Consider the following 22,781-nt stretch of genomic DNA (forward strand, 5'->3'; position numbering starts at 1 on the left):
CATTAAGTTCAATATGATTATCCAAACATCAAAGGCTTCATCCTACAATTAAAAAGCAATAAAAAATATTAGGATGAAATTACGCAACAGATTTTATATTCGTAAACAATAAAATGTATTTTTGATTGATTTGAAAGTAGTACACCTAAATACCTACGATGGAAATGGCGGAGCAGGACGAGCCTGTTTGCGTTTAAGTGATGCCCTAAAGGCAAGTGGAATCGATTCGAAAGTATTGGTTTACTATAAATTTGGCCAAAACCCAAAGATTGATACCTTCAGCAAATCGCCCCTGCAGAAAGCAAAAGCCGTTTACAATATCTTATCAGAAAGGTATTATGCAAAATGGCTGAGCAAATCAGTAAAAACGCCATTCAGTTTGCAATGGTTCGGCCGTTCGGTAATTAACCACCCTGATGTTAAAAATGCCGATATTATCCATTTACATTGGGTAAACCACGGTTTTCTTAATCCTAAATTTTTAGCCCAGCTTGATGAACTGGAAAAACCGATTGTGTGGACTTTTCATGATAGCAATGCTTTTACCGGCGGATGCCATGTGCGTTATGGCTGCGAAAACTTTCATCACCAGTGTGGTAATTGCCCGATTTTAAAAATCAGTGGAAAGAACGATATCTCGCATAAAACCTGGTTACGCAAACAAAAAGCTTATACCGAATTAAACTTTCATATTGTGGCGCCGAGTAAATGGATGGCGGCATCAGTAAAGTTCAGCAGTTTATTGGGCACCAGGAAAGCTACTGTAATTCCAAACACCATTGAAACAAAAATTTTCAAACCTTATGTTAAATCTGAGGCCAAGAAAATCCTAAAGATCAATCCAGACAAATTTGTGTTGATGAGTGGTTTTATGCCCTCAAAAAATGACAAACATAAAGGAACGCCTTATCTGATCGAAGCTTTAGAAATCCTTTCGCGCAGGGCAGGCATACAAAAAGATAATATTGAACTGGTTATTTTCGGTAATAAAGAAAATGCCGAAATGCCAGAATTTCCTTTCAAAACCACATTTTTGGGTACCATTAATAAAGACGACCATTTAGCGAAATGTTATTCTGCCGCCGATGCTTTTATTACACCTTCTCTTGAAGATAATCTACCCAATACCGTAATGGAAAGCTTGGCCTGCGCTACGCCTGTTGTTGCCTTTACCACAGGAGGGATTCCGGATATGGTAAAACACATGCAGAATGGTTACCTGGCCGAGTATCAAAATGCCGAAGATCTGGCAAACGGAATTGAGTGGTTGTATCACCGCCCAAATAAAGAAGATATCCAAAAGGCAGCTAGGTTGAGTATTTTAACCGATTTCTCGGAAGAAGTTATTGCCGCAGAACACATCCATCTTTACGAAACATTGATTGATTTACAGCCGAAATAACTCAATATTTTAATAAAACCGTACAGCTCGATTTACAATTCGGTTGGCAAAATCTCATTTTCTTTTCTATGAATAAAAATTTGGTCAATCTTTATTAAATTTATACCGACTGAAACTGTTTAATGGAAAGCATCGCAAATTATTCTGAAAGTATTAAGGCATTAAAATCGGCTATTTTATCGAGCCGGTATAAAGCCGCTACTTTAGTAAATAAAGAACTTTTGCTGTTATATTTTACGGTTGGTAAATTTATTTCAGAAAAGACAAAGAAAGAAAAATGGGGAGCAAAGGTTATTGATAACCTTTCTAATGATTTACAAGCCGAACTACCAGGTTTACGGGGATTCTCGGCTACAGGTATAAAAAGAATGAGGTTCTTTTTTGAATCCTGGGAAGAATATTTTCTAACTAAGCCATCGGTAAAGGGACAATTATCCATCATTGATATTGAAGAAATTGAATTTAGGCCAACACTGTTGGACCAAATTGAAAATCATTTTTTTAAACTAAGCTTTTCACATCATGTAGAGCTAATCCAAGCTACTGAAACTTTAGAGGAAAAGATATACTACATCCAAAAAACAGCTACAGAATTCTGGAGCTTGGCTACCTTAAAGCATCAACTTAAAAACAAATCTTTTAGCAATTCGGGTAGTTTACCAAATAACTTTTTAAAAACGATTTCTAACGAAGAGATAAGGAACAAAGCGCTACAATCTTTCAAAGATGAATACCTATTAGACTTTATTAATATAGAAGATACTGACGAGGAAGATGAACGGGTTTTAGAAAGTGGAATAGTACAGAATATTAAAAAGTTTTTAATGTCGCTAGGAACCGATTTTGCCTTTATTAGCAACCAGTATAGATTGATTGTTGAAGACGAGGAATATTTTTTAGATCTTTTGTTTTTTAACCGCCGTTTACAATGTTTGGTTGTTTTCGAACTAAAAACCGGAAAATTCAAACCTGAGTATTTGGGCAAAATGAATTTCTATTTATCTGCTCTTGATGAATATGTTAAACAGCCACACGAGCAGCCATCAATCGGCATCATACTTTGCAAAGAAAAGAAAAACAAAATTGTAGAATTTTCATTCCGCGATTTCAACAAAGCAATGGGTGTTTCTACTTACAAAACCAGCGCAACATTACCTAAAGCATTTAAAGGTTTAATCCCAGATGCTGAAACCTTTAAAAAACTAATGGATTAACCCATGTCCAAATTAACAATCATCACCATTGTATATAATAACGTTCGCGATATCGAACGTACCATTCAATCTATCCTTAAACAGACCTATAAAAAAATCGAATATATTGTAATAGACGGCGCATCAACTGATGGCACGCTGCAGGTTGTTGAGCGTTACAAAGATCAGATTTCGAAAATCGTATCAGAACCCGACAAAGGCATTTATGATGCTATGAACAAAGGTTTAGCCCTGGCAACAGGCGATTATGTTTTGTTTATGAATTCTGGCGATGAGATTTATGACGAACAAACAGTAGAAGATGTTTTTGCCTCTGCTCCCGGTGCCGATATTTACTACGGGGAAACAGAAATGTACAACGATAACTGGGAAAATCTTGGCCGCAGAAGGCATGAAGCACCCGAGGAATTTGATTGGACCAGCTTTAAATACGGCATGAACATTAGCCACCAGGCCATTTACATCCGCCGCAGCATTATTACTCCTTACGATTTAACCTATAAATATAGCTCAGATATCGACTGGATTATCAAAGCAGCAAAAAAGGCATCTAATATCGTTAATGTTCACCGGTACGTAGCCAAATACCTGGTTGGTGGCATGAGCAAGAAAAAACACCGCGAGAGTTTAAAAGAGCGGTTTAAAATCTTCACCAAATATTATGGTTTAGTACCGAATATCTTTAATCATATTATCATTGCAGGTAATTTAGCCTTATATTTTGTTAAGCACCGTAGGACAAATGATTAGCTTATGAATGAAGAAATTAACGAGCTACTCTCTATCTATGAACAGGAAAAAAAATTAATCGAGTCTATAATTGAAGAAGACCGGATTGACAATGATTATATAGCAATTCATATAAATTCTAAAAATCTAAATAGGATACAACGCCAGATTGCATTGATTAAATCATTAATTGATCCGTATGCACAAGAAAAAGAACAATTAAAAAGAACAATTGATTTTTTCGTTAAAAAAAGTGAGCTGGAAGAATCTAATGAGTACAGAACTCACATGCTTGCTCAGATTGACCAGAAATTAGATCAACTAAATAGTTATAAACCAGGTTATTTTAACGATGGGCAAGAGTTTGATGATGTTATATTTGATTTGGCAGAACAGAAGATTGAAGGATTTATTTTCAACTTGAAAAAAGAAAATAAATTGGCCTTATTGTTTAAACGCATGGATAAAGAAATTTTGTTATCAGTTACTAATATTAAAAAGCTTAAAAAACAGCACATCTTAGATAAAAACTCCAGGGCTGTACTTAAATCAATCGGTTTTAAAGAGGAAAAACACCTTGATTCGCTAGTTTTCACTTATGGTTTGGATAATTTTAAAGATGCTATTTTTATCAAAACTATTGTAAGCAGAGTGATTTTTGATGCATTCTATTTTCAAGAACTCGATAAGAAAACAACAATTGAGATTTTCTAATAATCTCAAATTTCTGAAACAATAATTTTTCTCAACTGTCTTTAATACATCACCTATTAAAAACATTAAAGATTATGGGACAATTAAGTAACCGCACTATTGCTGTACTTTCAGAAAGCGGATTTGAAGAAGTAGAATTAACCGAACCAGTTAAAAGGTTAAAAGAAGAAGGAGCAACCGTTCACATTATCTCCTCAAAAAGTGGAAAAATAAAAGCCTGGGACCAAGACCACTGGTCGATAGAAGTTGATGTAGATAAAACCATTGCAGAAGCAAATGCTGATGATTATAATGGCTTACTTTTGCCAGGCGGCGTAATCAATCCCGATCAGTTACGTGTTAACGAAGATGCCCTGGCTTTTGTAAAAACATTCTTTGCCGATGGTAAACCAGTTGCCGCCATTTGCCATGGCCCTCAAACTTTGATTAATGCAGATGTAGTGCAGGGCAGAAAATTAACTTCGGTAAAAAATATTTCGCAGGATCTGATCAATGCCGGAGCGATATGGTCTGATGAAGAAGTAGTGGTTGATCAAGGTTTGGTTACGAGCCGTACACCAAAGGATTTACCTGCTTTTAATGATAAAATTGTAGAGGAATTTGCCGAAGGTGTTCATGAAGGGCAGCACGCCTAAAAACTTTGGACGCTCTTTCTAGATTCACTCAAAAACGGTTGGCAAATTGCCAGCCGTTTTTATTTTAACCTGTTCTTTTGTGCCGTCAGATGTTACCTTATTCTCTATAAAATGGAATTACCTGACAGAACCGTTTTCAATGTCGGATGGTAACATCCAACACCACTAAAAAGGTCAGTGCGGATTAAACAATCTTGTAATTACCCTTTATATTTTGGATCGTTTCTCCTGAAACGTTCAGTTATTTTTGCTAATTCTGCATCATTTAATTTAGACGTCTTTTTGAGCGCATCCGTAAAGGCCTTTATTTCCTCCTTAGAAGCAGGGCAACCAATGATATTTTGACCTTTTACTTCCAATCCCGTTCCCTCGGGACGGAGATGTGAATCAACAATTAATTTGCCATTGGCATCAAAAATAAACCACACCGGAATGCCGAAACCATCACTTTTATACTTCTTCAACAATTCGGCAGCACCAGGATTTTCAAGGTTTTCTTTTCCTTTCGATTCGAATACCGTTAAATGCTCAATTACGTAACTTTTCTCAAAATAAGCTTTAATTTCCGGATCGTTCATACTATCATCCATTTTATGGCACCAGCCACACCAGGAAGCATGAAATAATACAAAAACGTATTTCTTTTCTTTTTTGGCTTTGGCAATTGCTTTGGTTAATATCGCATCGGCACTTGCAGGTGGTGTATCCGGTTTAAAAGCAGTACTAATAAATAAAATAAAAAAACTGTAAAGAATTATATTTTTCATAACATAAAGGTTTGATTTTGAGATGTAATTTAACCAATTATTTCTTAAAGCTTTACCTGCCTGATGATATTTTTAATATTCAGTTCGATAATGTCGGTCATGGTTTTACAGCGAAGATAATTCGTATCCTTAAAATAATCGCTCATGCCCTGTTTTAACAAAGCGATATTTTCCGGCGTGGTGAGTTCTTCTTTGTTCGAAACGTCGCGGAGATCAGTTAACCGGTGTCGCTCACTCCTTACCCGGTGTACAATGGACGAGCGTTCTTCCTGTTGGTATTGGAGTACCGTTTTCTCCGTCAATTGCTCCATGCTCATTTTTACATAAGGCAGATTCTCTTTAAAAAACTGGGGCAAATAAACCTTCAGGTTACCTTCGTAAAACTGCTGATCAAAGTCTATAGCCCGGATACGGAACTGGATATCATCAAAATCGGGGGTAATTTGTACCACAAAGTTATAAGCACGCATGTCGCCTAAAAGCATAATCAAACAGCGCTCATTAAACTTCACAAACTCTTTTGCAATACGGGTAGGGTTAAACTCTGGTGTATACAACTGTCCTTTGGTAAAAACATCTCCTGGGATTCCGGCAATATGCTCTTCTACCAAGGTATTGCCATCTACCAGATAATTTACCTGATTTGGTGACAGGATTTCTTCCATCTCTAAACCGTAAATTCGAGAGGCATCCGCTTTTTTAATGTAGAAGTAATCATAAACATCATTCAAACGGTTTACAATCCGGATACGGAAAGGATGGGTATTGCCAAAAGTACAATACTCTATTTTATCGATGTATTTATGTTCAACAATACGCAGGTTACCCGATGCTTTAAGATTTGCATAAATTTCCTTTAAACCATCATGCAATCTTTCAATTAGATCCTGCGCATAAATCGGCCCTTCCCAGAGCGAATCTTTACCAAACTTATCCATTAAAGGGAAAGCCTCGTTAAACTGCATCAAGTCGTTATAACTGATGGGTAATTTGGCTTCGCGCTGATAAGTACGCAAATATTTCTGCAAAGCAGGTGTAACCGGAAAAATCGGCTTCTTTTTTGAAATTTTTACATCATTATTTTCCATGTAGTGGCAATGTACTGTTTTATGGAAATATGTATATATTTTTTTACCACAAAGTTCACGAAGAAATATCACAGAGAAAACAGAGGATAGTTTAAATGTGAAATAATATATTGGCCACGAAAGCACGGAACACATGGAAATATTATCTATTCCTGAGTCCGTAGCGAACGAATAGTCTGCTTAACTCATCTTTCTCTGTGAAAACTCGGTGTTCTCAGTGGTTATTAACCCTTCGGATAACTAAATGGGAATCCACTCAGATACCTGCTGATTTTCCGGTAAGGATAATTACCTGCTCCATGATCGGCGAACTGCACAATAATGGTATTCGTTTTTGGATCAATATATAGCCTTTGCCCCAGCATACCTTCAGCAGCATAATCTCCCTTGTCCCCTTCCTGCGGAATCCACCAAAGGTAATGATGAGCTGATTTTTGCCAGCCTTTTGCGGATGCTGGTTTTTCAGCACCAATATTAACAGATTGATTTACCCAATCTTCCGGCACAACCTGCTTTCCATGATATTTCCCTTTATTCAAATATAAACGCCCGATTTTAGCGAAATCAATCGCCGTTACCTGAAACCGGCTGGCAGTATTGGTTAAACCGTTTACCTGATCTAGCCCCCAGGTAGCATTATATTGAGTGCCGATCTGTTTCCACACATTTGCTTCAAAATACTGCGCTACTGATTTACCCGTTGCCTTCTTTAAAACCCAGCCCAATAAAATCGGATCGATACTTTTGTAGACCCAAACCGTACCGGGCTTATTTACCAGTTTAACTTTCATCAACTGCGCTTTCATATCATCAGTATAATAATATTTGGCTTCATCAGAGAAAAATGCCTTTACAATCCCACCCAACGCATCCTGAAATTCAAGCCCCGATTTCATCTCCAGGAGATTTTTTAAAGTAATTTGCGCAAAGGCAGGGTTCGATTTTAATTCAGGAATGTATTGTGTTACTTTATCATCTAAGCTTTTAATACTATGATCTGCCAATGCCTGACCAATAGCAATAGAAATCATACTCTTAGCTCCTGAAAATATACTCTTTAAGGTGCTATCGCTATAACCCTTATCGTATCGTTCATATAAAACACTATCATTCCTGATCACGATAAAAACATTGACATGTCCATTTTTTAAATAGTCTTTTAAGGGAATGGATCGGTTATTTCCATCTAATACATGAAGTGTATCCAGATCGTTCCGTTGTTTTACAGGTCTGATAAAATGAAAAGCCGAATCACTTTTATGCGAAACTTCCTGTGGAAAAACTTTATAAGTTTCGGCGCTGGGCGTTCTATATCTTAATACCCTTCTGAGGTATGGCTTCCAAAGCAGGAGCGCAAAAAGCAATAAAAAGAAGGAATATATCAGGGTTAAGAGTATTTTTTTGAAGATTTTCATCGGCAGCTTTTATACTCCCAAATATAAAATATTTAAAAATTATGCTGTACAATATTAGATTTCACTTAAAACAAAGTAATGCCTTAAGCCATTGTATCCATTATAATCTGATCTTCGGCAGTAACTTTCGAAACTTTCGGTACTGGTTTATATTTCCACCTTCGGTGGCTCCACAACCAATAAGCCGGCGCTTCTTTGATCATATCTTCCAAAAAGTGGGTATGCATTTCAGTGATTTCAAATTCAGCAGTTTCAGCAGGATTTAAACAGATCGGAACACAGTCTACTTCGTAATAGCCCCTTTTTAAATGATTTATTTTTAGGTAAAAAACAGGACGGTTTGTTTTTCTGGCTATTTTCTCAACTCCTAACTGGATGGAAGATTCCTGATTTAAAAACATTGTCCAGTAGTTCGATTCATCTTTTGAAGGCGCCTGATCGCTTCCAAAAGTAAACATGGTCGGTTCATTTTTACTCGCCTGTATAGCCCTTAAAGTTTGGCGCATCGACACCATATTGTTGCCAAATTTACTTCTCATGGTCAAAAACCAATTATCAAAAGCTTCACTACTCAGCGGTTTATAAATTGGGTAATGTTTGCCGGAAAAGTTTAAACCAATAGCCATGCATACCCATTCATAATTGCCATAATGTGATGAACAGAAAATTACACTTTCGTTATTTTTAAGATAGGCTTCTACCAGATCGGTATTTTTAAATTTCACCCTTTTATTAAGCTCTTTCTTGGAGATGCTTTTCATTTTGATCACTTCGATAAAAAGTGAAGCCAAAAATTTATAGAACCGTTTTTCTATAGCATAAAGTTCAGTGGTGGTTTTCTCTGGAAAAGCATTAACCAGATTTTCTTTAACCACTTTTCTACGGTAGCCAAAAACATAAAAAATTAACACATAAAATGCATCTGCCAATCTATATAAAATAAATAGCGGAAACAGCGAGAGCATATTTAATAAAAATATACCCATTTTGGATAACCCTTTATTAATCATGATGGGAACGATTAGTTTGCTTGGAAAGACACAAAATTAAAGCTGAGGGCAAAATTAATTGCCATCCGATTGTTAGTTTTTTATTCCCATAAGTTTTATGAAAAAATGCTGACAGAAAATGGCAGATCTGATTAAAAATCAATTGGCAAACTAGGCACCTCAAGTTCTGTTCTTCCCATTAAAATCCTAAGGCTATACACTTAATGACAGCCAAACCTATGAGCACAGCCCTGACGATTCTAAACCTTATTGCAGCGGTATCCCCGATTTAAGCACTATTTTTTGTTTTTTTATGGTGTACTTGCTTGTTTCACAGGTTTCATCGGGGATTTAGCGAAAAGAAGGACTGACTTTAAAAAAGGTATTCAAATTGCTTTCCTAATTATTTTTACACCTCCTAAATTCGCCCTAGACTTGATTAAACAAAAAGCAAACTTGTTTTTCTATTTCTGACCACCTAAGCCATCTTAGTTCACACTAGAAATAGACACCCAGCTCAGATGTTCTTAGATGCCTCAAGTGGTAAAACAGACAGCAATTTGTTATGCTCTATTATTAATACTAATTGGTAAAACGCAAAAAAGCCCCGATTTACATCGAGGCTTTAGTAAGCTATATTGTAAATCCCCCTTTAGGGGATTTAGGGGTTAAGCGTACTATCTACCGTTATTTTTACGTTGCTGCTCTGTTAAAAGAATTTTACGTAAACGCATGCTTTGCGGCGTAACTTCGATATACTCATCAGCCTGGATATATTCCATAGCCTCTTCCAACGAGAATTTAATTGCAGGTGCGATACGAGCATTATCATCTGTACCAGAAGCACGCATGTTGGTTAATGCTTTTCCTTTAACGATGTTAATAACTAAATCGTTATCGCGGATGTGCTCTCCTAAAATCTGACCTTCGTAAATATCAGTTCCTGGATCTACAAAGAAACGACCTCTATCCTGTAATTTATCAATAGAATAAGCAGTAGTCATACCTTTATCCATAGAGATTAAAACGCCATTCAAGCGACCAGGAATTACACCTTTCCAAGGCTCGTAAGCTTTAAAACGGTGAGCCATAATCGCTTCACCAGCAGTAGCAGTTAATACGTTGTTACGTAAACCGATAATACCACGAGACGGAATTTCGAATTCTAAATGTTGTAAATCCCCTTTTGGCTCCATAATCAGCAACTCACCTTTACGTTGGGTTACCAATTCAATTACTTTACCAGAAACCTCACCCGGTACATCAACGATTAAAGTTTCAATTGGCTCATGTTTTTTACCATCGATTTCTTTAACGATAACCTGTGGCTGACCAACTTGTAACTCGTAACCTTCACGACGCATCGTTTCGATTAATACCGATAAATGGAGAATACCACGGCCATAAACTAACCATGAATCTGCGCCTTGGGTTTCAACAACTTTAAGTGCAAGATTTTTTTCCATTTCTTTCATCAAACGATCTTTGATACGTTGAGAAGTAACTAATTTACCTTCTTTACCAAAGAATGGGGAGTTGTTAATGGTGAACAACATATTCATTGTTGGCTCATCAATGCTAATTACCGGTAATTGCTCTGGTGCCTCGAAATCAGCGATGGTATCACCAATATCAAAACCATCAATACCTACAACTGCACAAATATCGCCGGAACTAACTTCCTGAGTACGGATTTTTCCTAAACCTTCGAAAGTGTAAAGTTCTTTAACTCTTGTTTTAACGATTTTGCCATCGCGTTTAATTAAAGTAACCGGTTGGTTTTCTTTAATTGTACCACGGTGAACACGACCGATTGCAATACGACCTACGAAAGAAGAATAATCTAACGAAGTAATTTGCATTTGTAAAGTTCCATCGTTAATTGGTGCAGGTGGAATATTAGCCACAACCGCATCTAACAATGCGAAAATATCTGTAGTTGGTTTCTGCCAGTCAGTACTCATCCATCCTTGTTTAGATGAACCATAGATTACCGGGAAATCCAATTGATCTTCAGTTGCCTCAAGGTTAAAGAATAATTCGAAAATCTGCTCATAAACCTCTTCCGGGCGACAGTTTTCTTTATCCACTTTGTTTACCACCACGATTGGTTTTAAACCTAATGCCAAAGCTTTTTGCGTTACGAAACGTGTTTGAGGCATTGCACCTTCAAAAGCATCGCAAAGTAAAAGTACACCATCAGCCATTTTTAATACACGCTCAACCTCACCGCCGAAATCCGCGTGACCAGGTGTATCGATAATGTTAATTTTTACGTCTTTATATTGTACCGATACGTTTTTAGATACGATAGTGATCCCACGTTCACGCTCTAAATCGTTGTTATCTAGTATTAATTCTCCTTTTTGTTCGTTATCACGAAAAACAGAACAAGAGTGTAAAATTTTATCAACCAAAGTGGTTTTACCGTGGTCAACGTGTGCTATAATAGCTATATTTCTAATCTTTTGCATAAAATGCGCCTATAAATTTGGCGCAAAGATAGTGTTTAAAAATGGTATTTCTACTATATGGCTCGCTATTTAATGCTATGATAATGTTGTAATTATCTCATCTTTAATTAGAAAAGCAATTGTAGTAGCACTTAGGTTGGCTTCGGCCCCGCTGTGCACTATAGTCCTCATAAAAAATTCGGAGCTGCCGTTTCCATCGGGTTTAAATCACTCGGCTACTCATACTATTAATGTTTTCAAACCAAGTGCTAATCAGCCTTAATTAGCGCTCATCCATTCCGAATAAGAAATCACCCCCAGCTCCGGCTTCGCTTCTCCTTCCAAAATGGCAATAAACTCCAATGCATGCCCATCAGGATCGTTAAAATAAATAGCTAAAGCCGGCATCCAGGCGAAAACCATAGGTTCGTGATTTCCACTTTTAAGAAAATTATAAGGCTGGAGGTTTTTAGATTCGAGAAATTGAACTGATTTATTCAGCACATCATCCACCTCACAACGGAATGCAAAATGCCTGATATCAATTTCGGTTTTTGGTTTTTCCCAAATCCCCAACATGGCTTCCCGGGGTTTGCCTACCCAGAAAAAGGCAATTCTGCGTTCTTCTTCATAATGGCATTGTATTAAACCTAAAACATTGCTATAAAATTCGATCGATCTTTCTAAGTTTTCTACGTAAATATGTGTTTCAAATAATCCTTTTATCATGTTGTTAAGATAGGAATAAGTTAAAGCCACAAAAAATCATGTTTTTCGATACTGCCATCAATAAAATCGATAGACAAAATTATTCAGCAGATTGGGTTACCAAAAATGCCGCTGGCGTATTAATCGTAAACAAATAGATCGGAATGAATAAAAAGGTTTTAAAATATACAGGCAGGTTTTTAATGGCTTTTATCGCATTGATTGGGATTTACTTCCTCACTGCTTTTTGCTGCTCACGTATTACCGTAAATGCCAATCCAACAAACCCAAAAGAAATTGCCATTTATATTATGACAAATGGCGTACACACAGATATTGTTGTTCCTGCGGTTACCGAACAGATCAACTGGACAAAAGAAATCAATTATCAAAATACGCTTGAAGCCGATAGCACTTATCAATTCCTGGCTATAGGCTGGGGTGATAAAAAATTCTACCTCGAAACGCCGGAATTTTCTGACCTTAAACTAAGCAATGGTCTAAGGGCAATATCCGGATTAAGCACATCGGCGATGCACATCACTTATTACAAAAACATAGGGGAAGATGCCAGCTGCAAAAAAATTATGATTAGCCATGTACAATACAAACAACTTGTTGAGTATATCTTAAATAGCTTCAAAAAAGATGCAGCAGGCCATTTGATCAATGTGAAATCAAACATCCATTATGATATTGGAGATGCGTTTTATGAAGCCAAAGGAAGTTATAGCATATTTAAAACCTGTAATACCTGGGCAAATGCGGCTTTAAAATCCTGCGGTCAACGCAGCTGTCTATGGACGATATTTGATACCGGTATTTTTTTGAAGTATGAGTAAATATTTTTTTTATAACAAGCGTCATCTCGACTGAAACGCAGTGGAATGGAGAGGTCTATCTCAAGATAGATTTCTCGACTTCGTTGCACTCCGCTCGAAATGACGACCTCTTGGGATTTTACGAAGTTCTAACTAAACCTCAAACGCCCAGTCCAAAAAGGCTGGCATTACACTTTCCCAGGTTGGAACATCGTGTTTGCCACCAACTTTTTCATAATAAAAAACATTTTCTGGTCTTTTGTAACCTTTATTCAGGAGGATTTTAACAACGTCAATGGTATCGTCTATAGAATCGATGATCATGTTTTTATTCCTGTCGGCCTTTTCGTCTTCTGTTCCCGTCATTAACCAGAATTTCATATCCGGCTTGGTAGAAGTATTTTCCAACTGCTGGTGCATAATGCGGTCAGCATCGGTATAACCCTCGGCCAGGTCTTTTTTTCTCCACCAGAATGCACCCGAAAAAACACCGATAGCATCAAAAGCCGAAGGATTATTCCAGGCAATATCAAACGCAGATAAGCCACCCAAAGAAAATCCTGCAAAACCTACCTTGCCTGTTATCGGCATCGCAATTTTCTTTTTAACGAAAGGTAAAAGTTCCTTGATCACAAAATCGGCGTATAAGTCAGCCTTTGCACCCCGGCCTTTAAAATCAGGAACCCCAGCAACACCATACTCCATCAGTCGTTCTTCCGAAGCCTTAATGGCCACAACAATTAACCTATGGTTTCTTTTACCATGGTGCGCTTCTTCCAAAATCCGGCGGAAATTCATTTTGGCTACATCCTGTCCGTCATTTAATAAAAGAAGCTCTATTTTCTCGTTTCCTAAAATACCTTCAGGTGTATAAATATCTATTTCTACCTCATGCTTTAAGTAAGCAGAGGGTATTTTAAAGTTACTGGTATTAACTTTTACCGATAAAATTGTGGTGTACATCATAATCAAATCCCCTATCACGTGGCTATTGCCTCAGAATTAGGCTGCAAAGGTACAAATCTCTGTAAACTATTAATTATCATGGGTTAATTTTTACAATAGCGTTTAATTTGTATTATTTTACTCCTTAAACAATTCCTTTTGTAGATTTTAATTTATACCTTAATCATTCAATTTTTATTATGGTTAAAGAAGAACATAAGAAATGGTATAGTCCGAATTTAAACGGCGAAATCGACATGCTCATCTTTGGTCACGGTGGTATACCTGTCCTACTGTTCCCAACAAGTATGGGTCGATATTTTGAAACTAAAGATTTCAAATTGATAGATTCTGTTGAGGGATTTATCAACGAAGGAAAAATCAAAATTTATTGTCCTGATGGCGTTGACAAATTGAGTTGGTACAACAAAGGTATCCATCCTGCCGACAGGGTCAAAAACCACATTTGGTACGACAAGTATTTACTGGAAGAGGTAGCGCCTTTGGCAAGGCACGAAACCGGGCATAGTAAAATTATTACTGCTGGCTGCAGTTTTGGAGGTTATCATGCTGCAAATTTTGCCTTCCGACATCCCTGGTTGGTTAGCCATATGTTTAGCATGAGTGGCGCTTTCGATATCTCCGGCCAGCTGGAAGGTTTTTACAATGATGATGTTTATTTTAATAATCCTGTAGATAACCTTTTAAACAACAGCAACCCAGAACTGCATTACATGAAAATTGTGTTGGGTACAACAGACCGTGATATGTGCAGACCAGATAATGAGCGCCTATCGGATATTTTAAACAAGAAGGGCATTGACCACTGGTTAGATATCAGACAAAATGCTGATCATGATTGGCCTATCTGGAGAGAAATGTTTCCTAATTATATTGCACAGCTTTAGTTTAGTCTAAAGTCGGCAATCTTAAGTCCCGAGTCGATTTAGGATATAATCATCAAACAATTAATCGATTAACCAGTTAAGCAATTAACCATAATGCTTAAACAATTAAACTTAAAATATACCAATGAAAAAAATAGGGATTTTATTCGGACAGGAGCGTTCTTTTCCTGAAGCAGTAATCGAAAGGATCAATCAAAAAGCAGAAAAAGGCATTACCGCAGAAGCGGTTAAAATAGACAAAATATTTCAGAATGTGCCACTGGGTTATTCCGTAATTATCGACCGTATTTCGCAGGATGTACCATTTTACCGCGCCTCGTTAAAAAATGCTGCCATTACCGGAACTGCCGTAATCAACAACCCATTTTGGTGGAGTGCCGATGAAAAATTTTTCAATAACGCGCTGGCCGAACAAATTGGTGTACCCGTGCCCAAAACAGCTTTAATCCCATCACGCGAGCATCCTACAGGAACAACCGGGGAATCGTTTTCAAACCTCACCATGCCTTTAGATTGGGATGCCATTTTTGAGTATACTGGTTTTCCCGCCTATATGAAACCTTACGATGGTGGTGGCTGGAGAGATGTTTATAAACTTCATGATAAAGAAGATTTTTTTGATAAACACAGTGGCACCCAACAACTGGTGATGCTTTTGCAGGAAGAAATTATTTTCGAAGAATACTTTAGGTGTTATTGTATAGGCGGCAAATACGTTCGTATTATGCAGTACGATCCACGCAATCCACATCATTTACGTTATGCAACAGAAGGTAAATCACCGGATCCGAAATTGCTTAAAACAGTAGAAGAATACACCTTAAAATTATGCAAATATTTGGGCTACGACTTTAATACTGTTGAATTCGCTGTGCGCGATGGAGTGCCTATTGCAATCGATTTCTGTAACCCTGCACCTGATGCGGACATTAAAAGTGTTGGTCAGGAAAATTTTGACTGGGTAGTAGAAACCACTGCAAATTATGCCATTGAAAGGGCTAAAGCACAAAAAGACGGACAAGACAATTTAACCTGGGGTGAATACATCAAATCGTCAGTTGGTGGTAAACCATTAATAGCCAACTCAAATGTTGCTAAAGTAGCCGCACCAAAAAAAGTTACCGCTACTGAAAAGGCTAAAACTGCAACAACAGAGAAAGCGCCTGCAAAGCCTAAAAAGGCAGCGGCAAAAAAATAATTGGGATTTAAATTCTAATCAATATAACATGAATGAGTTTACGCTGGGCATAGAAGAAGAATATATGGTAATTGATCCCGTTACCAGAGAGCTTACTTCTCATGATCAAAAAATTGTAGAAGCTGCCCAAAAGATTCACAAAGACCAGGTTAAAGCAGAAATGCACCAGGCGGTAGTAGAAGTTGGAACGGGTATTTGTAAAACCACTACAGAAGCGCGCAAAGAGATTTCTCAACTGCGTTATACAGTTTCACAGCTTGCCGGAGAACAAGGCTTAAGGATTGGAGCTGCTGGTACGCATCCCTTCTCGCACTGGGAAAAACAGTTAATTACTGAACATCCCCGTTATAACGAGATTGTGAACGAATTACAGGAGGCTGCACGTTCTAACCTTATTTTTGGCTTGCACGTACATGTAGGCTTCCAATCGCGCGAACTGGCTATTCACATCGCCAATCAGGTGAGGTATTTTTTACCACACGTTTTTGCTTTATCAACCAATTCTCCTTTCTGGGAATCGCGGAACACAGGTTATAAATCTTTCAGGACTAAAATATTCGATAAATTCCCACGTACAGGCATCCCTGATATTTTTAATAGCATTGAAGATTACGATAATTATGTAAAACTGCTCATCAAAACCAATTGCATGGACAATGCAAAGAAGATCTGGTGGGACATCCGCGTACATCCATTTTTTGATACCGTAGAATTCAGAATATGCGATTGCCCAATGCTGATTGATGAAACCATGGCTTTCACCGCATTATTTCAGGCTTTATGTGCTAAACTGTATAAACTGCGTTTGCAGAATATGGAGTTTATCAGTTATTCAAGAGCATTGATTAACGAAAACAAATGGCGGGCTGCGCGTTATGGGATTGATGGCAATTTGATCGATTTTGGTAAAGAAATGGAAGTTAACTGCCGGAACCTTGTTTTAGAACTATTGGATTTTGTAGATGATGTGGTGGATGATTTGGGCTGCCGCGAAGATATTAGTTATGTCCACAAAATCTTGGAACATGGCACCGGTGCAGACAGACAGTTGGCTGTTTACCAGCAAACTGGCAGCTTTGAGGCAGTGGTAGATTATATTACTACTCAAACACTTATTGGTGCAAAGTAATTTTATAATGGATAAAAGAGCGTTAAAGGTAGCCGTTATTGACATGAATAACGGCGCACCTAATCAGGGCATGCGGGGAATTCAAGAAATTTTATCCCGTTTCAGAATTGAAAACAATATCGATTTAACCTTTGATATTTTTGATTTAAGGCAAAAAGGAGAAATCCCGGACATTGGTTACGATGCTTATATTTCTAGCGGCGGACCAGGAAGCCCGATTGAAAGTAAGGGCGAACAATGGGAAAATGCTTTCTTTAATCTGCTCGATCAGGTTGAAGTTTTTAACCAAAAAAGCGACGAAAGAAAAAAATATGCTTTTTTGATCTGCCATTCCTTTCAATTGGCTTGTAGAAAATATGAGTTGGGCAATGTAACAGAAAGACGATCGAATGCTTTTGGTATTTTCCCGATCACCTTGACTGAAGATGGAGAAAGAGACGAAATTTTTAATGGCATCACCAACCCTTTCTTTTCTGTCGACAGCAGAGATTGGCAAGTAATAGAACCAGATTTTGCTGCTTTTGAGAAAAAAGGCGCAAAACTGTTAGCCATCGAAAAGGAACGTAAACATGTCGATTTAGAACGCTGTATGATGTCGATCCGCTTTTCAGATGAAATCATTGGCACACAGTTCCATCCAGAAGCCGATCCGGTGGGTATGAAGATGTACTTACTTCAGGAAGAAAAGAAAAAAGCAATTGTTGACATGCATGGCGAACAAAAATACCTGGATATGTTAAACAGCTTAGACGATCCGGCAAGGATTGTGCTTACGCAAAGCGTTATTTTACCTAATTTCTTACAAAAAGCAATTGGAGATTTGCAAACACAATCTTCATTGCGAACTGAAGAAGTGGATTGAGCGAATGAGTGAAGCAATCTTTCTTGCATATAGCCGTCATTTCGATCCGATAACTATCGGATGGAGCGTAGCGAAATGGAGAAATCTATTAAAGAAGCTTAAAAGATTTCTCCACTACGGTCGAAATGACGATCACTCTCTTGAAATGACGGATTCTGCAACAGAAATCAAACACAAAAACCTATGATACCTGCTCAACGCCAAAAATATAACCTGCAGTTTACCGAAGAGAAGTATCAAAACTTCCTTACCGAATTACAAATTGGCTATCCCTCAATTCCTTTCCGGGTCGCAGAAACACCTGTTTTTGTTCCGAAAGCTTTAAAAGAAAAATTAATTGCAGCAGGAGAAGAAATTATAAACCTGATTAAGCAACCCAATTTCAAAGCGCTTACTCAAAAAGCAATTCCAACAGATTGGAACGTACCTAATGAAAATGAACAGCCTCATTTTTTAACTTTTGATTTTGGCATTTGTAAAGATAAAAATGGAGAACTCACCCCTATGTTGATCGAAATGCAGGGCTTCCCTTCTCTGTACGGATTTCAGCATCATTTAGCAAAAACCTTTCAAACCAGTTTTGAAATAGATCATTCGGTTAATTATTTTTTAAACGGCTTTAACGAAGAAAAATACATTAAGCTGCTTAAAGAAGTGATTATTGGCAAACATCAGCCAGAAGAAGTGGCCTTGATGGATGTGGATGCACCTAACCAAAAAACAGCCATCGATTTTTTTGTCACCCAAAAATTATTGGACATTAAGATTTTGGCACTGGAAGACATCAAAAAGGTAGGCAAGCAGCTTTTTTACGAAGAAGATGGCAAAAAGATCCAGTTGAAAAGAATTTATAACCGTTTAATTTTTGACGAAGTAGCAGATAACGCCGAAATTTTTAACAACAGTTTCGATCCGCGCGACGAACTGGATATCGAATGGGTAGCACATCCCAATTGGTTTTACCGGATCAGCAAATACACTATGCCGTTTTTAAAAAGCGAATTTGTACCCGAAACACGTTTTTTAAACGAAAAAAAAGCGATTCCCGGCGATTTAGAAAACTATGTATTAAAGCCGCTATTTTCCTTCGCCGGCATGGGCGTTATTATTGATGTAACCGAAGCGGACATTTCCAACATCAAAGATCCTGAAAACTGGATTTTACAAAGAAAAGTAAATTACGAGCCAGCCGTACAGGCACCTGATGGTGGGGTAAAGGTCGAAATCAGGATGATGTATTTATGGCCTGACGGTGGTGAGCCTCAGCTTTGTATTAACCTGGCAAGGTTAAGCAAAGGAAAAATGATCGGCGTCCGTTACAACGCCGACTTTGATTGGGTTGGGGGAACGATTGGTTTTATGGAGGAGTAATGCATCTTAATTTTCCAAGATATTTAAATATAAATCTAATTGTTATTGAATATTACACTTAACATATATGCCAATACTAACTCTAGATAATCTTTTAAGTGGATTTATAGGTGCTATCATATTATTTTTAATCCAAAATTTACAAAAAATAATTTCTGATCACATCTATAATGTTAGGACAAAATGGTTAATAAAGAATTATTTGACTACTTTAATTAGAGATATTAGTGATTATAATTTCTCAGCAAATGCTATCAAATCTTTCATGACAAAACACGCTCAAAAAGGAATTGAGACAATATCAGTTAGCTACAAATCATGTGAAAATGTTCATTCTACAATACTAAAATCAGAAAGGTATAGGTTATTTTTTGAAAATAAGTCAAATAATGAGGCTGTTATTAAATATTATAATCTATGTAGTTTAATTGATTTGTTAGCAGCAAAAACTCCTTCAGATTATTCTACTGAATATGCTGACATTACAATATATAGAAGCAGTGATTCTGTGAAATTTCAGAATAGCACGAACCGTATTATAGTTAAACTAGATGCTTGCGAATTAAATGCTAAAGAAGCTATTAAGATATGTAAACTCCTTATATCCAAATTTGATTGAGATATAAAACCCTACCTTTTTACATTCATCTGAACACCAAAATGCTAAAAGCCCTTATATTTGTATTATGGATATTCAAACAATTTTAGTCTTTTTACTTTTTGCGGTAGCATTGGTATATGTTGGCCGTTTGGTTTTCAAATCTTTACAGGTAAAAAAAGATGGGTGTGGTGTTAATTGCAAATGTGGTGTAGATTTTTCCGATATTAAGCCCGTAAAAAAATAGTATCCCACATTTATGATTCATCAGTTCCAAAAATACTTACAGGAAAAAATAGAGATCACTGATGAACAGTTCGAAAGCATATCGTCTGTTTTAAAGATTAAAAAATTCGAAAAAAACGAAATAGTTCAATATACCGGCGATAATTTCAAACACGGATATTTTGTGGGCAAAGGTTTGTTGCGTGCCTATTCGATTGATGCAAAAGGTAAAGAACACATTCTTCAGTTCGCCCCAGAAAACTGGCTAGTTTCTGATCGTAACAACATGAACAATGAGCCATCAATATTTTTTATCGATGCTATTGAAACAACCGAAGCGGTATTAATGCCTAATAATTTCATGGAAGAAGCAGCCAGAAAGGTACCTTGCTTACAGCCCATGCAAATCAAACTGTTAAATAATTCGATCCGCTTTATGCAGAAAAGAATTAACATGTTATTAAGCGCAACAGCGGAAGAAAGATACCTTGATTTTATTAAACTTTACCCTAACCTTACACTCCGTGTACCACAATGGATGATCGCATCCTATCTGGGCATTACACCCGAATCGCTTAGCCGCGTGAGAAAGGAACTTGCGAATAAACATTTCAGACCTTAGACTGAGTTATTGAATGACTGAATTTTGAATGAGTGAATGGCATTGTCAAATCTCACCTTTCAACGTTTCAACCTTTCTCTCATTCTATAATTCTCTCATTCCATCATTCTCTCATTCCATCATTCTATCCTTCTCTCATTCAATTATTTCCCTTTCTTACCATACATCAATATCTAATAAAAACCTGCGCTGTACTTTTGTGTTGTAAATATTAAACATCTCAAAAACAAAAGATATGGCAACTACAAAATGGACATTAGATCCAACCCACAGCGAATTACAATTTAAAGTAAAACACTTAATGATTACTACTGTAACAGGTAGTTTAAAATCTTTTTCAGCAGAATTATTGTCTGAAGGTGATGAATTTGAAAATGCAGAGATTTCTTTCAAAGGTGATATAGGCTCTCTTGACACCGGAAATACTGACCGCGATAACCATTTAAAAGGTGGCGATTTTTTCGATGCAGAAAAATTTGCACACATCGAATTTAAATCCAGTTCAGTAGAAAAAGATGGCGGCGATTATATCGTTAAAGGCGATTTAACTATTAAAGGCGAAACTAAACCTGTAAAATTAACCGCAGAATTTGGTGGCATTGCTACCGATCCTTGGGGAAATACCAAAGCAGGTTTTACCTTAAGTGGAAAAATTAACCGTTCTGAATTCGGTTTAACATGGAATGCTGCATTAGAAACTGGTGGCGTAATGGTAAGTGAAGAAGTTCGCATTTTAGGCGAATTACAGTTTGTGAAACAAGCGTAGCGCGTAGAGCTAAGCGTATGGCGGCACTATGCGCTTAGCCCCATGCCTTATCTAACTATAAAAGGTAATGGAAACAAAACAAATAGAAAAAGTGCTAAAAGCTCCGGCGCCGCATATGGTTGGCGATGGGTTTAGGGTACACAATTTTTTTCCAAGCGGATATCAACTCAATATGAGTCCTTTTTTCCTGATGGATTATGGCTCAAAGATCGAATTTTCAGCAAGGAAAGAGCCAAGGGGTGTTGGTGTTCACCCCCATCGGGGCTTCGAAACGGTAACGATTGCCTATCACGGCGCGGTTGCCCATCACGATAGCTCTGGAAACAGTGGCGTGATTTATCCCGGAGATGTACAATGGATGACTGCCGCGAGCGGCATATTACACAAAGAATATCACGAAGAACAATACAGCCTCAATGGCGGTCCATTTCAAATGGTTCAGCTTTGGGTTAATCTTCCTGCAAAGGATAAAATGGGTAAACCAAGATATCAGGCAATTAAGCAGGCAGATATGACCCATTTTGATTTACCGGAAAATGGAGGAAAAATTGAAATTATCGCAGGTAATTATAAAGGAATAAAAGGCAATGCAAACACTTTTAGTCCTATAGAAGTGTATAATGCACGGCTAAAGAAAGGTGGCGAAGTTACGTTTAACTTCCCTGAGAATTTTAATACCGGATTTATGGTGATTGAAGGCTCGATTAAAATAAACGCATCCGAAACTGCTATAGCAGATAATTTTGTCCACTTCAGCAACAAAGGTACAGAGATTAAGATCGAAGCTTTAGAAAACAGTGTAATTTTAGTATTGAGCGGAGAACCAATCGACGAACCAATTGCTCAGTACGGTCCCTTTTTAATGAATACTGAAGCTGAAATCCATCAGGCCATTGAAGATTATAACCAAGGCAGGTTTGGTTATTTAGAAGAGTAACGGAAAATCATGCTGATCCGAAAGTTATTGGAATGGTTTCAGCATCCATCATACTGAATAAATAAATTAGCCGGCATTTTCGTAATTGTCGGCTTTTTTTGTGACTTTATATTACAACAGAGTCCAATCGTTGCGTTATGATAAGCTGCAGTCCTCCAAAAGCACAGAAATGTTCATTTCCAAAAAGTCTCTTATCCGATTGGTGCGGGAAGTTATGTCGCTAATTAAATTATTTTCTGTAAAAATGGTTTTAGGAGCGCAAGGACTGTGCAAGAAACATCGTTT

At 37.3% G+C, this 22,781-nt stretch carries 23 protein-coding genes; 16 read left to right on the forward strand and 7 right to left on the reverse strand.

Features of this window, described 5'->3' with window-relative positions; translation table 11 throughout:
* Nucleotides 1-121 precede the first annotated feature (121 nt).
* From BCL90_RS12190 to BCL90_RS12210, 5 genes are all read left to right on the forward strand, one after another.
* Complete coding sequence (locus BCL90_RS12190; protein WP_121284240.1) at nucleotides 122-1,402, forward strand: glycosyltransferase family 4 protein; 1,281 nt, start codon at nucleotides 122-124, stop codon at nucleotides 1,400-1,402.
* A gap of 122 nt (nucleotides 1,403-1,524) precedes the next feature.
* The gene (locus tag BCL90_RS12195) at nucleotides 1,525-2,616 is read left to right on the forward strand and encodes a PDDEXK nuclease domain-containing protein (RefSeq protein ID WP_121284241.1); all 1,092 of its coding nucleotides are present in this window, start codon (nucleotides 1,525-1,527) and stop codon (nucleotides 2,614-2,616) included.
* Nucleotides 2,617-2,619: 3 nt separating this feature from the next.
* A complete protein-coding gene (locus BCL90_RS12200; RefSeq protein WP_121284242.1) occupies nucleotides 2,620-3,366 on the forward strand; it encodes a glycosyltransferase family 2 protein in 747 nt (248 codons plus the stop codon).
* A 3-nt stretch (nucleotides 3,367-3,369) separates the two neighbouring features.
* On the forward strand, nucleotides 3,370-4,059 hold the full coding sequence (locus BCL90_RS12205; RefSeq protein WP_121284243.1) for a hypothetical protein: 690 nt from the start codon (nucleotides 3,370-3,372) through the stop codon (nucleotides 4,057-4,059).
* 74 nt (nucleotides 4,060-4,133) lie between these two features.
* Complete coding sequence (locus BCL90_RS12210; RefSeq protein ID WP_121284244.1) at nucleotides 4,134-4,694, forward strand: type 1 glutamine amidotransferase domain-containing protein; 561 nt, start codon at nucleotides 4,134-4,136, stop codon at nucleotides 4,692-4,694.
* Between the two features lie 200 nt (nucleotides 4,695-4,894).
* Here the strand turns inward: BCL90_RS12210 and BCL90_RS12215 are convergent, their stop codons facing one another.
* The 6 genes from BCL90_RS12215 to BCL90_RS12240 all read right to left on the reverse strand — a co-directional run bounded on the left by BCL90_RS12215 (nucleotide 4,895) and on the right by BCL90_RS12240 (nucleotide 12,135).
* Nucleotides 4,895-5,461, reverse strand: a complete 567-nt coding sequence (locus tag BCL90_RS12215) for a thioredoxin family protein (protein ID WP_121284245.1) — start codon at nucleotides 5,459-5,461, stop codon at nucleotides 4,895-4,897.
* A gap of 44 nt (nucleotides 5,462-5,505) precedes the next feature.
* Entirely contained in the window at nucleotides 5,506-6,549 is a 1,044-nt protein-coding gene (locus BCL90_RS12220; RefSeq protein WP_121284246.1) for a hypothetical protein, read from the reverse strand.
* 224 nt (nucleotides 6,550-6,773) lie between these two features.
* Complete coding sequence (locus BCL90_RS12225) at nucleotides 6,774-7,964, reverse strand: serine hydrolase domain-containing protein (RefSeq protein WP_121284247.1); 1,191 nt, start codon at nucleotides 7,962-7,964, stop codon at nucleotides 6,774-6,776.
* Nucleotides 7,965-8,047: 83 nt separating this feature from the next.
* Nucleotides 8,048-8,974: a lysophospholipid acyltransferase family protein gene (locus BCL90_RS12230; protein ID WP_121284248.1), complete on the reverse strand. Its 927-nt coding sequence runs from the start codon at nucleotides 8,972-8,974 to the stop codon at nucleotides 8,048-8,050.
* 656 nt (nucleotides 8,975-9,630) lie between these two features.
* On the reverse strand, nucleotides 9,631-11,427 hold the full coding sequence (gene typA, locus BCL90_RS12235; RefSeq protein WP_121284249.1) for a translational GTPase TypA: 1,797 nt from the start codon (nucleotides 11,425-11,427) through the stop codon (nucleotides 9,631-9,633).
* A 258-nt stretch (nucleotides 11,428-11,685) separates the two neighbouring features.
* Nucleotides 11,686-12,135, reverse strand: coding sequence for a VOC family protein (locus BCL90_RS12240; RefSeq protein WP_121284250.1), 450 nt, complete (start codon nucleotides 12,133-12,135; stop codon nucleotides 11,686-11,688).
* A 143-nt stretch (nucleotides 12,136-12,278) separates the two neighbouring features.
* Between BCL90_RS12240 and BCL90_RS12245 the strand changes: the two genes are divergently transcribed.
* Nucleotides 12,279-12,956 carry a TIGR02117 family protein gene (locus tag BCL90_RS12245; RefSeq protein ID WP_121284251.1) on the forward strand — a complete coding sequence of 226 codons (678 nt, stop codon included), beginning with the start codon at nucleotides 12,279-12,281 and terminating at the stop codon, nucleotides 12,954-12,956.
* Nucleotides 12,957-13,088: 132 nt separating this feature from the next.
* Here the strand turns inward: BCL90_RS12245 and BCL90_RS12250 are convergent, their stop codons facing one another.
* A complete protein-coding gene (locus tag BCL90_RS12250; RefSeq protein ID WP_121284252.1) occupies nucleotides 13,089-13,901 on the reverse strand; it encodes an alpha/beta hydrolase in 813 nt (270 codons plus the stop codon).
* Nucleotides 13,902-14,080: 179 nt separating this feature from the next.
* Here BCL90_RS12250 and BCL90_RS12255 point away from each other — a divergent pair, with 179 nt between their 5' ends.
* The 10 genes from BCL90_RS12255 (at nucleotide 14,081) to BCL90_RS12310 (ending at nucleotide 22,496) form a co-directional block, all read left to right on the forward strand.
* A complete protein-coding gene (locus BCL90_RS12255; RefSeq protein WP_121284253.1) occupies nucleotides 14,081-14,788 on the forward strand; it encodes an esterase family protein in 708 nt (235 codons plus the stop codon).
* 124 nt (nucleotides 14,789-14,912) lie between these two features.
* On the forward strand, nucleotides 14,913-15,986 hold the full coding sequence (locus tag BCL90_RS12260; RefSeq protein ID WP_121284254.1) for an ATP-grasp domain-containing protein: 1,074 nt from the start codon (nucleotides 14,913-14,915) through the stop codon (nucleotides 15,984-15,986).
* 28 nt (nucleotides 15,987-16,014) lie between these two features.
* Complete coding sequence (locus tag BCL90_RS12265; protein ID WP_121284255.1) at nucleotides 16,015-17,115, forward strand: carboxylate-amine ligase; 1,101 nt, start codon at nucleotides 16,015-16,017, stop codon at nucleotides 17,113-17,115.
* Nucleotides 17,116-17,122: 7 nt separating this feature from the next.
* Complete coding sequence (locus tag BCL90_RS12270) at nucleotides 17,123-17,977, forward strand: type 1 glutamine amidotransferase (protein WP_121284256.1); 855 nt, start codon at nucleotides 17,123-17,125, stop codon at nucleotides 17,975-17,977.
* Nucleotides 17,978-18,160: 183 nt separating this feature from the next.
* Nucleotides 18,161-19,348 (forward strand): hypothetical protein, encoded by a 1,188-nt coding sequence (locus BCL90_RS12280; RefSeq protein ID WP_121284258.1) that lies wholly within the window; start codon nucleotides 18,161-18,163, stop codon nucleotides 19,346-19,348.
* A gap of 67 nt (nucleotides 19,349-19,415) precedes the next feature.
* A complete protein-coding gene (locus tag BCL90_RS12285) occupies nucleotides 19,416-19,967 on the forward strand; it encodes a hypothetical protein (RefSeq protein ID WP_121284259.1) in 552 nt (183 codons plus the stop codon).
* Between the two features lie 67 nt (nucleotides 19,968-20,034).
* Nucleotides 20,035-20,193: a FeoB-associated Cys-rich membrane protein gene (locus tag BCL90_RS12290; RefSeq protein ID WP_121284260.1), complete on the forward strand. Its 159-nt coding sequence runs from the start codon at nucleotides 20,035-20,037 to the stop codon at nucleotides 20,191-20,193.
* A 12-nt stretch (nucleotides 20,194-20,205) separates the two neighbouring features.
* On the forward strand, nucleotides 20,206-20,793 hold the full coding sequence (locus BCL90_RS12295) for a Crp/Fnr family transcriptional regulator (protein ID WP_121284261.1): 588 nt from the start codon (nucleotides 20,206-20,208) through the stop codon (nucleotides 20,791-20,793).
* A gap of 235 nt (nucleotides 20,794-21,028) precedes the next feature.
* The gene (locus tag BCL90_RS12305; protein ID WP_121284263.1) at nucleotides 21,029-21,559 is read left to right on the forward strand and encodes a YceI family protein; all 531 of its coding nucleotides are present in this window, start codon (nucleotides 21,029-21,031) and stop codon (nucleotides 21,557-21,559) included.
* A gap of 67 nt (nucleotides 21,560-21,626) precedes the next feature.
* Nucleotides 21,627-22,496, forward strand: coding sequence for a pirin family protein (locus BCL90_RS12310; protein WP_121284264.1), 870 nt, complete (start codon nucleotides 21,627-21,629; stop codon nucleotides 22,494-22,496).
* Nucleotides 22,497-22,781 lie beyond the last annotated feature (285 nt).

The organism is Pedobacter alluvionis (assembly GCF_003664035.1).
GTDB lineage: Bacteria > Bacteroidota > Bacteroidia > Sphingobacteriales > Sphingobacteriaceae > Pedobacter > Pedobacter alluvionis.

Coding starts and splice junctions, on each gene's coding strand:
- BCL90_RS12290 (WP_121284260.1), top strand. CDS start 20,035: ATGGATATTCAAACAATTTTAGTCTTTTTACTTTTTGCGGTAGCATTG.
- typA (WP_121284249.1), bottom strand. CDS start 11,427: ATGCAAAAGATTAGAAATATAGCTATTATAGCACACGTTGACCACGGT.
- BCL90_RS12305 (WP_121284263.1), top strand. CDS start 21,029: ATGGCAACTACAAAATGGACATTAGATCCAACCCACAGCGAATTACAA.
- BCL90_RS12245 (WP_121284251.1), top strand. CDS start 12,279: ATGAATAAAAAGGTTTTAAAATATACAGGCAGGTTTTTAATGGCTTTT.
- BCL90_RS12255 (WP_121284253.1), top strand. CDS start 14,081: ATGGTTAAAGAAGAACATAAGAAATGGTATAGTCCGAATTTAAACGGC.
- BCL90_RS12195 (WP_121284241.1), top strand. CDS start 1,525: ATGGAAAGCATCGCAAATTATTCTGAAAGTATTAAGGCATTAAAATCG.
- BCL90_RS12230 (WP_121284248.1), bottom strand. CDS start 8,974: ATGATTAATAAAGGGTTATCCAAAATGGGTATATTTTTATTAAATATG.
- BCL90_RS12295 (WP_121284261.1), top strand. CDS start 20,206: ATGATTCATCAGTTCCAAAAATACTTACAGGAAAAAATAGAGATCACT.
- BCL90_RS12260 (WP_121284254.1), top strand. CDS start 14,913: ATGAAAAAAATAGGGATTTTATTCGGACAGGAGCGTTCTTTTCCTGAA.
- BCL90_RS12200 (WP_121284242.1), top strand. CDS start 2,620: ATGTCCAAATTAACAATCATCACCATTGTATATAATAACGTTCGCGAT.
- BCL90_RS12210 (WP_121284244.1), top strand. CDS start 4,134: ATGGGACAATTAAGTAACCGCACTATTGCTGTACTTTCAGAAAGCGGA.
- BCL90_RS12220 (WP_121284246.1), bottom strand. CDS start 6,549: ATGGAAAATAATGATGTAAAAATTTCAAAAAAGAAGCCGATTTTTCCG.
- BCL90_RS12250 (WP_121284252.1), bottom strand. CDS start 13,901: ATGATGTACACCACAATTTTATCGGTAAAAGTTAATACCAGTAACTTT.
- BCL90_RS12225 (WP_121284247.1), bottom strand. CDS start 7,964: ATGAAAATCTTCAAAAAAATACTCTTAACCCTGATATATTCCTTCTTT.
- BCL90_RS12265 (WP_121284255.1), top strand. CDS start 16,015: ATGAATGAGTTTACGCTGGGCATAGAAGAAGAATATATGGTAATTGAT.
- BCL90_RS12240 (WP_121284250.1), bottom strand. CDS start 12,135: ATGATAAAAGGATTATTTGAAACACATATTTACGTAGAAAACTTAGAA.
- BCL90_RS12310 (WP_121284264.1), top strand. CDS start 21,627: ATGGAAACAAAACAAATAGAAAAAGTGCTAAAAGCTCCGGCGCCGCAT.
- BCL90_RS12270 (WP_121284256.1), top strand. CDS start 17,123: ATGGATAAAAGAGCGTTAAAGGTAGCCGTTATTGACATGAATAACGGC.
- BCL90_RS12285 (WP_121284259.1), top strand. CDS start 19,416: ATGCCAATACTAACTCTAGATAATCTTTTAAGTGGATTTATAGGTGCT.
- BCL90_RS12280 (WP_121284258.1), top strand. CDS start 18,161: ATGATACCTGCTCAACGCCAAAAATATAACCTGCAGTTTACCGAAGAG.
- BCL90_RS12215 (WP_121284245.1), bottom strand. CDS start 5,461: ATGAAAAATATAATTCTTTACAGTTTTTTTATTTTATTTATTAGTACT.
- BCL90_RS12205 (WP_121284243.1), top strand. CDS start 3,370: ATGAATGAAGAAATTAACGAGCTACTCTCTATCTATGAACAGGAAAAA.